Here is an 11,356-nt window from a genome sequence, read left to right on the forward strand (position 1 = left end):
ACCACCATGCCGCGCGCATCGACCGCTTTCCTGTTCGACCTCGACGGCACGCTGGTGGACAGCGTCTACCAGCACGTGCTGGCGTGGAAGGAGGCGCTGGACCGCGAGGGCGTGTACCTGTCGGTGTGGCGCATCCACCGCAAGATCGGCATGAGCGGCGGATTGTTCGCCAACATCCTGCTGCGCGAGACCGGCATCGACATCACCGAGGACCGGTTGGCGCGGCTGCGCCAATACCATGCCGAGGCCTATACGCGGCAGGCAGACCAGCGCGCGGTCAGGCCATTGCCCGGCGCGCGCGAGCTGCTGGCGTTCCTGACCGAGCAGCGCATCCCGTGGGGCATCGCCACCAGCGGGCGGATGGAAACCGCCGCGCACAACCTGGAAGCGCTGGGCGTGGACCCCGCGCAGGTGCCGGTGATCACGCGCGACCTGGTGCGCCATGCCAAGCCCGACCCGGACCTGTTCATCGCAGCAGCGGAAAAGCTGGGCGTGGACATCGCGCAGTCGCTGGTCATCGGCGACAGCATCTGGGACATGCTGGCCGCTCAGCGCGCGCGGGCACTGGGCGTGGGCCTGCTGTCCGGCGGCTACGGGCAGGAGGAACTGGAACGCTCCGGCGCCTTCCGCGTGTACGAGGACCCGGCCAACCTGCTGCGCCACATCGACGAAGTCGTCGCGCGCAGTTGAGCATTTCTGTAGGAGCGGCTTCAGCCGCGACCGCAGAAAAGAAGGGCCATTGGCCACGGATTGACGCGGATGAACGCCGATAAAGCATCTCTCGCTCCATGTGCCTTCATCCGTGAAAAATCCGGGCCCGTCCGGGACACGGCTGTAGGTGTGGCGTCGGGGATGTGGCCCCGATCCACGCTTGTAGCAGCCACTGTGGGAGCGACGTGAGTCGCGACGGGTGCCCATTAAGCCGAGAGGCTACAGACAGGCGCGGGTCACTGCAGATAAAACGCAACGAAGGCTTTATCTGTGTTTGCCCGTGCCGACTCGTGGCCAATGGAAATCTTTCCCGTAGTCGCGACTCACGTCGCTCCCACAAGAGTGCAGGTTGGAGCTACGCTTGCGACGCTACGTCTTATCCGCGTTCATCCGCGTCAATCCGTGGCCAATGGCCCTTCTTTTCTGCGGTCGCGGCTGAAGCCGCTCCTACAGGGCGCTCCGGGCCAGCCATTTGCGCGCCATGCGGCTGAGGGATTCGTCGGGTTCATCGGCGATGGGCGCGATCTCGCGCCAGGCCAGGTCCAGCGACTCCTCGCCGACCACGTAGGCCTCGCTGTCGCCCGCATGGACCACATAGCGCACGTCGTAATGCCAGTGGCCGGGCACGTCCTTGCGTTCGGGAATCCAGTGGCGGTCCAGGTCGAAGATCGCCGCGCCATCGACGCGCAGTCCGGCCAGGCCGGATTCCTCCTCGGCCTCCTTCAGCGCCACCCGGGCCATGTCGGTATCGCCGTCGGCGTGGCCGCCCAACTGCAGCCAGCGGCCCAGCTTGCGGTGATGGGTCAGCAGGGTGCGGCGGCCATCGGCGCTGACCAGCCAGGCGCTGCTGGTCAGGTGGCCCTGCCACCGCTCGCGGACGAAGGGATTGGCCGGGTCGTCCAGCAGTGCGAGGAACTGGTCCACCACCCCGCCCTCCACGGGCCAGCGCCGGCGGTAGTCCGCGAGTTGTGCCACCAGTGTCGTGTAAGTGCCCGACATGCCGTTGATTTCCTTGCCGATGCGAGTCCGGGAACGTGATTATCGCCGGCCATGCTGCAACCGCGCTTGTGATCCCCGACGCGCTTTGGCAAGGTACGGCCTTCCGTGGGGACCGTCCCCATGACAGTTTCCACCGTCCGGCGGGGCCTTCCTGCCGGCAGCCAGTCTTCCAAGGGGACGCAGCGAATGCTCAAAACTCTGTTCAGGGTCAAGCCGGTCGCGCCGGCCGGACATGTCGATGCCGGTGAACCGTTCGAAGGCAGCCTGGAGGGCGAAGCGACACTGAAGCGGACCCTGACCGCCAAGCATCTGGTGATGCTGGGCATCGGCGCGGTGATCGGCGCGGGCATCTTCGTGCTGACCGGCCAGGCGGCGGCCCTCCATGCCGGTCCGGCCATCATGCTCAGCTTCGTCATGGCCGGCGTGGCCTGCGCCCTGGCCGGCCTGTGCTATGCGGAATTCGCGGCGTTGATGCCGGTCTCCGGCAGCGCCTATTCGTACTCCTACGCCACCCTGGGCGAGTTCGTCGCCTGGTTCATCGGCTGGTGCCTGGTGCTGGAATACCTGTTCGCCGCCTCCACCGTGGCGGTGGGCTGGTCCGGTTACCTGAACAGCTTCCTGGGCACGCTGGGCATACCGATCCCCGATGCCTTGTCCAGCGCGACGTTCACCGTGATCAACGGCGAGTTCGTCCGCTCCGGCGCCATCCTCAACCTGCCGGCGGTGTTCATCGTCGCCGCGGTCAGCGGCCTGTGCTACGTGGGCATCACCCAGTCGGCCTTCGTCAATTCGATCGTGGTCGCCATCAAGGTCACGGTGATCCTGCTGTTCGTCGGCTTCGGCCTGCAGTACGTCGATCCGGCCAACTGGCAGCCGTTCATCCCGGCCAACGAGGGCCCGGGCAAGTTCGGCTTCGAGGGCGTCACCCGCGCCGCCGCCATCGTGTTCTTCGCCTACATCGGCTTCGACGCGGTCTCCACCGCCGCCGGCGAGGCCAAGAATCCGCAGCGCGACATGCCCATCGGCATCCTCGGTTCGCTGGTCGTGTGCACGATCATCTACATCGTGGTGTGCGCGGTGCTGACCGGCATGCTGCCGTACACCCAGCTGGGCACCGAGAAGCCGGTCGCGACCGCGCTGGAAGCCTATCCCAGCCTGCTGTGGCTGAAGACGCTGATCGAGATCGGCGCCATCGCCGGCCTGTCGTCGGTGATCCTGGTGATGCTGATGGCGCAGCCGCGCATCTTCTACAGCATGGCCAAGGACGGGCTGATGCCGAAGATCTTCGGCAAGGTGCATCCGAAATTCCAGACGCCGTACGTGGGCACGATCATCGTGGGCGTCATCGCCGCCACGCTGGCCGGCTTCCTGCCGATCAACCTGCTGGGCGAAATGGTCTCGATGGGCACGCTGCTGGCCTTCGCCACCGTCTCGGCGGGCGTGCTGATCCTGCGCTTCACCAAGCCGGACCTGCCGCGCCCGTTCCGCGTGCCGCTGGCCATCGTGGTCTGTCCGCTGGGCGTGGCCGCCTGCCTTTACCTGTTCTGGCAGCCGTTCACCGAGCACTGGAAGCTGTTCGTCGGCTGGACCGTCATCGGGCTGGTGATCTACTTCACCTACGGTTTCTGGAACAGCAAGCTGCGCCGCGCCTGATCCGCTCCCCGCAACGGCTGGCCACTCGGCCAGCCGTTTTTCCTTGTATCCCCCGCTTCCAATCCTTTCCAGGCAGTCCCCGATGACCACCGGCAGCGCCCGTCAGATTGGCCCCGTCCTGGCGACCTTCGTGGTCGCCAACAACATGATCGGCTCGGGCTTCTTCCTGCTGCCGGCCACGCTGGCCAAGTCCGGCGGGGTCACCGCGCTCAGCTGGCTGCTGGGCACGGTGCTGGCGGTGATACTGGGCAGCGCGTTCGCCCGGCTGGCGCGCGACTACCCCAATCTGGAGTCGCCGGACGACTACGTGCGGCCCTCGCTGGGCCGGGACATGGGTTTCCTGGCCACCACGCTGTACTGGATCTCGTCGTGGATCGGCAACAACGCCATCGCGGTGGCGGCGTTCGGCTACCTGGTGATCCTGCTGCCCGTCGGCGACGGCCAGTTGACCCGGTTGGGCGGCCAGCTGGTGCTGATCTGGCTGATGTTCGCGCTGAACCTGATGGGCCCGCGGCAGATCGCCCGCTTCCAGTCGCTGTGCGTGGTGCTGGGCCTGCTGCCGGTGGCGGTGATCCTGATCTGGGGCTGGGGCAGCTTCGACCTGGGCCTGTACCGCGCGGCGTGGAACGTGTCGGGCCAGTCCGATGCCAGTGTGGTTTTCAGCTCGCTGGCGCCGATCTTCTGGGCGTTCGTGGGGCTGGAGACCGGCGCGATGGTGGCCGGCGTGGTCCGCAACCCGTCGCGCAACGTGCCGCTGGCCACGCTGGGCGGCATCGTGATCGCCGGCCTGGTCTACCTGGTCTCGTCGGTGCTGATGATGGGCATCGTGCCGGTGGACCAGCTGGCCGCATCGAGCGCGCCGTTCGCGCTGGTCGCGGGGCAGATGTTCGGTCTCTGGGCCATCCCCATCATCGCGGCGGCGGCGGCGCTGAAGGCCACCGGCACCCTGGGCGGATGGATGCTGGTCACCGGCGAGTCCGGCGCGCGCGCCGCGCATCGTGGCTACCTGCCGGCCATCTTCGGGCGCCTGCTGCCGAACGGCTCGGCCGGCTGGGGCCTGTTCCTGGTGGCGCTGTCGATGACGGCGCTGGCGGTGCTGACGCTGTCGCCCACCGTCTCCGGGCAGTTCGAGACCCTGATCGAAATGGTCGTGGTGCTGGTGGTGATGGCCTACGCAACGGCCGGCCTCAGCCTGTTGCTGGGCGCGCCCGGTCGACCGTCCACTTCGCGCGACCGCATCATCGGCATGGGCGCGCTGGTGGCGTGCGGCCTGCTGGTCTACTCCACCCCGGTCAGCACGCTGGTCGGCGGTGTGGTCATCGCCCTGCTGGCGCTGGCCGCCTACCGGGGCTTCTCGCGACGAAAGCTGCCGGCCGACATTCCGCGGTAGGCCGCCGCGTACCGGGCGTCGCGGCGGCGCCCGATGGCGACGCGCGATAGAATGCGCGCATGAGCGCATTCCCCTACGACGCCGAGCTGTTGCGCGAACGCGCGCAGTCGATCATCTCCAACGTGCGCGAGCTCTCGCAGCAGGGCTGGACGCCGGCCACCAGCAGCAACTTCTCGCAGCGGCTGGACGACCGGCACGCCGCGATCACCGTCTCCGGCCGCGACAAGGGCCGGCTGGTGGAGGACGACATCATGGTGGTGGACTTCGACGGCAAGGCGGTCGGCAGCGACCATCGCCCCTCCGCCGAGACGCTGCTGCACACGCAGTTGTACCGCCGCTATCCCGAGATCGGCTGCGTGCTGCATACGCATTCGCCGGTGCAGACCATCGCCTCGCGGCTGTTCGCCGGCGCCGGGCATGTCCGGCTGGAAGGCTATGAGCTGCTGAAGGCCTTCCACGGCAACCATACGCACGAAATGGCCATCGACGTGCCGGTGTTCAGCAACACGCAGGACATGCCCACCCTGGCCGCGCAGGTGGACGCGCTGCTTGACCGGCAACCTCTGTGGGGCTACCTGATCGACGGCCACGGCCTGTACGCCTGGGGCCGCACGATGGCCGAGGCGCGCCGGCACCTGGAAGCCTTCGAGTTCCTGCTCCACTGCGAACTGGAACTGCGCAAGCTGGGCTGCCGCCGCTGATAACCGTGCGGCATTGCTGTATTCCGCTGGCGTAACAGCGCGCGCGCCAGCATTTGCTACGCTTGTGCACCCCAGTAAGCCCTGCCATACCGCCATGAGCCGACTGCGCATCTTCAACGAGAACGACCCGGTCACGCCGGAATTCGCCAGCTACGATCCGGACTTCATCGCCACCGAACTGAAGAAGATCGGGGTGACCTTCGAGCGCTGGCACGCCAACAAGCCGATAGAGCCGGGCGCATCGCCGGAAGAGGTGATGGACGCCTACCGCGCCGACATCGACCGGCTGGTCGCCGAGCGTGGCTTCAAGACCGTGGACGTGGTCAGCATCGCCCCGGACAACCCGCAGCGCGATGCGATGCGCGCGAAGTTCCTGGACGAGCACTACCACAAGGAAGACGAAGTGCGTTTCTTCGTCGCCGGTTCCGGCCTGTTCACCCTGCACGTGGACAACAAGGTCTACGAGATCGAGTGCGTGAAGGACGACCTGATCGGCGTGCCCGACAGCACGCTGCACTGGTTCGACATGGGCCCGGAACCGCATTTCGTCGCGATCCGCTTCTTCACCGAGCCGGACGGCTGGGTGGGCCACTTCACCGGCACCACCATCGCGCAGAAGTTCCCGCGCTACGACGGGCTGACGCAGCCGCAGTAAAGTCCCCGGCAGCCGTCCGTAGGAGGGGCTTCAGCCCCGACGATTCCGCATGATCCACGGTCGGGGCTGAAGCCCCTCCTACAATGTCCGCTCCTTTTCCGGCCTCCGCACCATGCCCATCTCCGCCATCCTGACCGACATCGAAGGCACCACCAGCAGCATTTCCTTCGTCAAGGATGAGCTGTTCCCGTACGCGCGCCGCGCCCTGCCCGGCTTCGTGCGCGCGCACGGCAACGACCCGGAAGTGCGCCGCTGGCTGGACGCGGTGGCGGCCGAGCACGGCGGCATCTGCAGCGACGACGTCATCGTGGAAACGCTGCAGGGGTGGATCGACCAGGATCGCAAGCACACCGCGCTGAAGGCCTTGCAGGGCATGGTCTGGGAGGCGGGCTACCGCGATGCCGACTTCACCGCCCACATCTATCCCGATGCCGCGCCCGCGCTGACGCAATGGCATGCCCAGGGCCTGCCGCTGTACGTCTATTCGTCCGGCTCGGTGCCGGCGCAGAAGCTGTTCTTCGGCCATAGCGACGCTGGCGACCTGGCGCCGCTGTTCTCGGGCTGGTTCGATACCGAGGTCGGCGGCAAGCGCGAAGCGGACAGCTACCGCCGCATCGCCGGACGGATCGGCATCGCGCCGGAAGAGATCCTGTTCCTGTCCGACGTGGTGGAAGAACTCGACGCCGCGCGCGAGGCCGGCCTGCGGACCTGCCTGGTGGACCGCCCGCAGGACTACCCGAACCCGCGCACCGGCGATGCGGCCCGTGGCCACCCGCGGGTCACGACGTTCGCCGACATCGCACTCGACGCCTGATCCGCGCGATGGGCGCACCACGCACGGCCACCTGGGTCGGGCTGTCGGCCATCCTGCTGTGGTCGTCGCTGGCGGTACTGACCACCGCCACGGAGGGCCTGCCACCGTTCCAGGTGCTGGCCATCGGCTTCGGCATCGCCGCCCTGCTCGGCCTGGCCCGCACCGCATGGCGCGGACGCACCGGCTGGCGGGAACTGCGCCAGCCCTGGCCCGCGCTGGCGCTGACCACGGCGGCGCTGTTCGGCTACCACGCGCTGTACTTCGTCGCGCTCAAGCGCGCGCCGGCGGTGGAAGCGAACCTGATCAACTATCTCTGGCCGCTGCTGATCGTGGTGTTCGCCGGCCTGCTGGCCGGGGTGAAGGTACGGCCCGCGCAATGGGCGGGCACCGCGCTGGGATTGATCGCGGCGGTGCTGCTGGTCACGCGCGGCCAGGGCATCGAGGTCAAGGCGGAATTCGTGTCCGGCTATCTGGCCGCACTGGGCGCGGCCCTGGTCTGGTCGCTGTACTCGGTGCTCAACCGCCGCTTCGCCGCTGTGCCCAGCGCCGCCATCGCCGTCGCCTGCGCCGGCGTGGCCATCCTGGGCGGCATCGCGCATGCCGCGTTCGAAACCACGGTCGCGCCGACGGCCGCGCAATGGGGCGTGCTGCTGCTGATGGGGATCGGCCCGGTGGGCGCGGCGTTCTGGCTGTGGGACCACGGCACCAAGCACGGCGACATCGCGCTGCTCGGCAGCCTCTCCTATCTGGCGCCCTTGCTTTCGACACTGTTGCTGGTGGCGTCGGGACGGGCGCAGGCGCATTGGATGCAGGCGGTGGCGATCGCGCTGCTGCTGGCCGGAGCCTGGCTGAGCGTGCGCGCGCCGCGCGCCAGATGAGAGCGATTCCTGTTTCTACACGGCGGGAAACGAATCACTAGACTACGCGCCACGCAGCCCGCCAGCCCCAGTGCCAGCCCGCTCCGCGTTCCGCGCCAGCCCGCCTTCGCCAGCCAGCCCGGACCCCGTCTCCCGCATCGACTCAGCCGTGGATCTTCTCGCCGCGCGCCAGCATGGCGACCAGCGTTTCCACGCGCGCCGCGCGCGTCTCCGCCTTCTTCGCCGTTTGCACGCGCCAGCAGACCGAATAACGGTTGGTCCTGTCGAGTTGCTCGAAGAACCACAGCGCCTTGCGGTTCCTCGCCAGCGCGGCCGCCAGTTCCGGCGGCACTTCCATCGAACGCGCCCCGTCGTAGGCCGCGTCCCAGCGCCCATCGGCCTTGGCGGCCTCGATCTCGCGCAACCCGGCCGGCCGCATGCGGCCGGCGGCAATCAGCAATTCCGCCTTGGCCACGTTGATCTTCGACCACAGGCTGCGCGGACGGCGCGGCGTGAAGCGTTGCAGGAAGAAGCGCTCATCCAGCCCTTTCTTCTGCCCGTCGATCCAGCCGTGGCAGAGCGCCACCTCCAGCGCCTCGGCATAGGTGACCGACACCACGCCCGAATCCTTCTTGGCGATCCGCAGCCACAGGCCGGGCGACCGCCCGTGCGCGGCCAGCCAGCGCTCCCATGCCTGGACGGTCCTGAACCATTCGATCGGCAGTTCGGTGGCGGCCATCGCCGCCGATACTAGCAATCCCGGCCAGCGTCGTCAGGCGGCCGCCAGCCTGCGCGCGCGGCCCATCAAACGGCCCACGCCGGTCGCCAGCGGCAGCATCCGCGCCTTGGCCGCATCCAGCGCCGCCGAACCGCCGACGGGGCTGGGCGACAGGCCCAGCGGGCGTATCCACTTGCGCCAGCGATGGTTGAAGCGCATCGCGTCGGTCCAGCGCAGGGTCTCGTCGGTCTGGAAGAAGAACGACAGCGAGATGGACACGTCCTCCGCGCCGTTCTTGACGTAGTGCCCGGCGATGTACGGGATGTGCAGGGCATCGCCCGGCGAGAAATCGAACTTCACCGCATGCCGGTCGAGCTCCTCCCGCCACAGCGACTGGGAGTCCTTCCGGTCCATGTACGACTCGCAGACTTCGGTGGGCACGATCTCCGGGTTGAAGTTCGGGAACACCGCCACCTGCTTGCTGCCGCGGATCTGCATCAGCACGTTGGAATAACGGTCGAAGTGGAACGGCGTGACCGCATCCGGCGAGGCGATGAACAGCCACATGCGCGGCTGGTGGATGGTCCGCGACTTGCCGCCTTCCCGCAGCAGCGCGCCGACTTCCGACTTCAGGTCCTCGTACAGGCCGCGGAAGGCCGGATGATCCTCGGGATCGCGCACCGCGATGTAGGAACTGGAGGTGCGGATCGTCTCGATGGTCTCGCGCAGGCCCAGGCCGTTGCCATGCTCAATATGGGCCCGGTCGAAATTGATCGCCAGGTCGGACAATCCCTTGGAGTACATGATGCGGTCCGCGGGCAATTGCGGCAGCGATTCGGACAGCCCCTCGATGCTGAGCGCGGGATGTTGCAGCAACTGGTGCTGGAACTTGAACGGCGCACGGTCCAGCTGGCCTGCGGGCAGGCCATCGGCAAAACACTTCGACATTGGATCCCCCCTTGCCGCGCCACCCCGTGCGGCGCGGTCCACGGGGCCGACCGCCACCGGGACGTCATGCGGCCCGGGACCCCGGTTCGGACCGGCCCTTGGGGGACACAACGCAGGGACCGCCGCGAACCGGACATCAGTCATGCCGGAAGCGCGCAGGCCCGCGGTCAGGGTCCGGCGGCTTCCAGCCGGTACTGCGTGCTGGCTGTCAGTTCGCCGCGCCAGCGGTCGAAGGCGCGCACCTCCACCCGGTGTTCGCCTGCCGGCAGGTCGGTGGGCAGGGCGCCGCGCCACAGGTGCGGGGAGGGCCCGGCTTCCGGCGAACGGTCGTAGCCGCGCAGGCGATCGGCCAGGTCGTCGCGCATGTTCTCGACCATCACCCGCGGATCGGGCTGCTCGACGCGCTTCATCGGCTTCCAGTCGCCGCCGTCCACGCGGTACTCCACCTTCGTCCGCGCATCGCCCATGTAGACGTTGGCGAAGACGCCCCAGGCGGGATACGCCCCCTGCCGCAGCACCTTCGGCGCGTGCAGGCCGATGCCGGTATCGGCGGCATCGCGCGCGGGATGCCAAGACAGCGCGTACCCCCCACCCGGCCGCACGCTGAGCCGCGCGTAGCCGTTCGGCGTGCCATCCGCCATGGTGCTGTCGGGGATACCTTCGGCGTCCTTCACCCCCGACCAGAAAGCGCCGCAGGCCGCGCCCACGTTGTACTCGTGCAGCGGTGTTCCGCCGTGCCAGCCGGTACCGGCATCGTGGTACCAGTGGCGCTGCCCGTGCGTATGGCCGCTGAGCAGCAGCACGTGCGGGAAATCCTCCAGCAGCGCGAACAGGCGTTCGCGGTCGGCGGCGCGGAAACCGCGCGGCCCTTCCTCGAAGAACGGGATGTGCGCGCCGATCACCAGCAGCCGGTCCTTGCGCACCGTGGGCAGGTAGGCCTGCAGGAAGGCGAACTGGTCCTCGCGCAAGCCGCCGAAGTAGGCCGGGGTCTTGCCGGGCCGATAGATCACGTCGTCCAGCCCGATGAAGGTCATCGCCTCCTCTTCCCACGCGAACGTGTCCGGGCCGAAATGCCGCCGGAACGTGCGCAGCGAATCCTCATCCGTGGCCGCATCGAAGTCGAGGTCGTGGTTGCCGGGAATGAACAGCCATGGCACCCGCAGGCTCATCGTGGTGCGCAGCACGTCCGGGTACAGCGACAGGTCGTCGTCGACCACGTCGCCCAGCGTCAGGCCCAGCGCCGCGCCATGCCGGCCCGCCAGCGGCTGCACGATGTCGCGCCGGTAATAGTCCACGTCCTGCGCCGATTTCACCTGGCTGTCGGCGAACAGCAGCACGTCCAGCGCCGCATCGCCTGCCTGCGCCGCGCGCGGGCGCAGGCCGAAGTCGCGGCAGGAAGGAAACGCCTCGGGAATGCCGCCGTACTTCAGCGGCGGACCGGCCTCGGGCTGCACATGCACCCAGAAGTCCGGCAGCCCATCGCGGCGCGCCGGCAGGTCGTAGCCCGCGGGCTTGATCAGGAAGACCGTGCGGCCGCCGACGATCGGCAAGCGGTATTCGCCGTTCGCATCCGTGCGCACCACATCGACGCCATCGGACACCTGGATGCCGGGCAGCACGGGTTCGTCGTCCTCGCGCAGGCCGTTGCCGTTGCGGTCCTCCCAGACCTGCCCGCCGTCGCAGGGCGATGGCAGCGCATGGGCCGGCAGGGCCAGGCAGGACAACAGGACGAAGGCGGTCAATCCACGCACGGCAAACTCCAAGGCCACGAACCGGCGTGGATTATCGCCGCATCTGCCTGTGGGAGCGACGCAGGTCGCGACGGCGCCGCAAGGTTCTACGATCACCCGCAAAGACGAACGCGTCGCCACGCGGCAGGACGGATGAACCATCGGGCATTGCTTTTTTCC

At 68.2% G+C, this 11,356-nt stretch carries 11 protein-coding genes; 7 read left to right on the forward strand and 4 right to left on the reverse strand.

Annotation, left to right across the window (positions count from 1 at the left end):
- Positions 1-6: 6 nt before the first annotated feature.
- Complete coding sequence (locus AAD027_RS10120) at positions 7-690, forward strand: HAD family hydrolase (protein ID WP_341725912.1); 684 nt, start codon at positions 7-9, stop codon at positions 688-690.
- 468 nt (positions 691-1,158) lie between these two features.
- Here AAD027_RS10120 and AAD027_RS10125 read toward each other — a convergent pair whose 3' ends face one another.
- Positions 1,159-1,710: an NUDIX hydrolase gene (locus tag AAD027_RS10125; RefSeq protein WP_341725913.1), complete on the reverse strand. Its 552-nt coding sequence runs from the start codon at positions 1,708-1,710 to the stop codon at positions 1,159-1,161.
- Between the two features lie 186 nt (positions 1,711-1,896).
- Between AAD027_RS10125 and AAD027_RS10130 the strand changes: the two genes are divergently transcribed.
- The 6 genes from AAD027_RS10130 (at position 1,897) to yddG (ending at position 7,801) form a co-directional block, all read left to right on the forward strand.
- Positions 1,897-3,363, forward strand: a complete 1,467-nt coding sequence (locus AAD027_RS10130) for an amino acid permease (RefSeq protein WP_341725914.1) — start codon at positions 1,897-1,899, stop codon at positions 3,361-3,363.
- A gap of 82 nt (positions 3,364-3,445) precedes the next feature.
- On the forward strand, positions 3,446-4,753 hold the full coding sequence (locus AAD027_RS10135; RefSeq protein WP_341725915.1) for an amino acid permease: 1,308 nt from the start codon (positions 3,446-3,448) through the stop codon (positions 4,751-4,753).
- A 59-nt stretch (positions 4,754-4,812) separates the two neighbouring features.
- The gene (locus AAD027_RS10140) at positions 4,813-5,454 is read left to right on the forward strand and encodes a methylthioribulose 1-phosphate dehydratase (protein WP_341725916.1); all 642 of its coding nucleotides are present in this window, start codon (positions 4,813-4,815) and stop codon (positions 5,452-5,454) included.
- Positions 5,455-5,548: 94 nt separating this feature from the next.
- On the forward strand, positions 5,549-6,109 hold the full coding sequence (locus AAD027_RS10145) for a 1,2-dihydroxy-3-keto-5-methylthiopentene dioxygenase (RefSeq protein WP_341725917.1): 561 nt from the start codon (positions 5,549-5,551) through the stop codon (positions 6,107-6,109).
- Between the two features lie 112 nt (positions 6,110-6,221).
- Positions 6,222-6,923, forward strand: coding sequence for an acireductone synthase (gene mtnC / locus AAD027_RS10150; RefSeq protein WP_341725918.1), 702 nt, complete (start codon positions 6,222-6,224; stop codon positions 6,921-6,923).
- 8 nt (positions 6,924-6,931) lie between these two features.
- On the forward strand, positions 6,932-7,801 hold the full coding sequence (gene yddG / locus AAD027_RS10155; RefSeq protein ID WP_341725919.1) for an aromatic amino acid exporter YddG: 870 nt from the start codon (positions 6,932-6,934) through the stop codon (positions 7,799-7,801).
- 142 nt (positions 7,802-7,943) lie between these two features.
- On the opposite strand, the gene AAD027_RS10160 is transcribed toward yddG, so the two are convergent.
- From AAD027_RS10160 to AAD027_RS10170, 3 genes are all read right to left on the reverse strand, one after another.
- Complete coding sequence (locus AAD027_RS10160; RefSeq protein WP_341725920.1) at positions 7,944-8,519, reverse strand: YdeI/OmpD-associated family protein; 576 nt, start codon at positions 8,517-8,519, stop codon at positions 7,944-7,946.
- A gap of 33 nt (positions 8,520-8,552) precedes the next feature.
- A complete protein-coding gene (locus tag AAD027_RS10165) occupies positions 8,553-9,446 on the reverse strand; it encodes a cupin-like domain-containing protein (protein ID WP_341725921.1) in 894 nt (297 codons plus the stop codon).
- Between the two features lie 167 nt (positions 9,447-9,613).
- Positions 9,614-11,197, reverse strand: a complete 1,584-nt coding sequence (locus AAD027_RS10170; protein ID WP_425605433.1) for a calcineurin-like phosphoesterase C-terminal domain-containing protein — start codon at positions 11,195-11,197, stop codon at positions 9,614-9,616.
- Between the last annotated feature and the right edge of the window lie 159 nt (positions 11,198-11,356).

The organism is Pseudoxanthomonas putridarboris (genome assembly GCF_038321125.1).
In the GTDB taxonomy this organism is placed as follows: Bacteria; Pseudomonadota; Gammaproteobacteria; order Xanthomonadales; family Xanthomonadaceae; genus Pseudoxanthomonas_A; species Pseudoxanthomonas_A putridarboris.

Coding starts and splice junctions, on each gene's coding strand:
- AAD027_RS10130 (WP_341725914.1), top strand. CDS start 1,897: ATGCTCAAAACTCTGTTCAGGGTCAAGCCGGTCGCGCCGGCCGGACAT.
- AAD027_RS10145 (WP_341725917.1), top strand. CDS start 5,549: ATGAGCCGACTGCGCATCTTCAACGAGAACGACCCGGTCACGCCGGAA.
- mtnC (WP_341725918.1), top strand. CDS start 6,222: ATGCCCATCTCCGCCATCCTGACCGACATCGAAGGCACCACCAGCAGC.
- AAD027_RS10140 (WP_341725916.1), top strand. CDS start 4,813: ATGAGCGCATTCCCCTACGACGCCGAGCTGTTGCGCGAACGCGCGCAG.
- AAD027_RS10135 (WP_341725915.1), top strand. CDS start 3,446: ATGACCACCGGCAGCGCCCGTCAGATTGGCCCCGTCCTGGCGACCTTC.
- AAD027_RS10165 (WP_341725921.1), bottom strand. CDS start 9,446: ATGTCGAAGTGTTTTGCCGATGGCCTGCCCGCAGGCCAGCTGGACCGT.
- AAD027_RS10160 (WP_341725920.1), bottom strand. CDS start 8,519: ATGGCCGCCACCGAACTGCCGATCGAATGGTTCAGGACCGTCCAGGCA.
- AAD027_RS10120 (WP_341725912.1), top strand. CDS start 7: ATGCCGCGCGCATCGACCGCTTTCCTGTTCGACCTCGACGGCACGCTG.
- AAD027_RS10125 (WP_341725913.1), bottom strand. CDS start 1,710: ATGTCGGGCACTTACACGACACTGGTGGCACAACTCGCGGACTACCGC.
- yddG (WP_341725919.1), top strand. CDS start 6,932: ATGGGCGCACCACGCACGGCCACCTGGGTCGGGCTGTCGGCCATCCTG.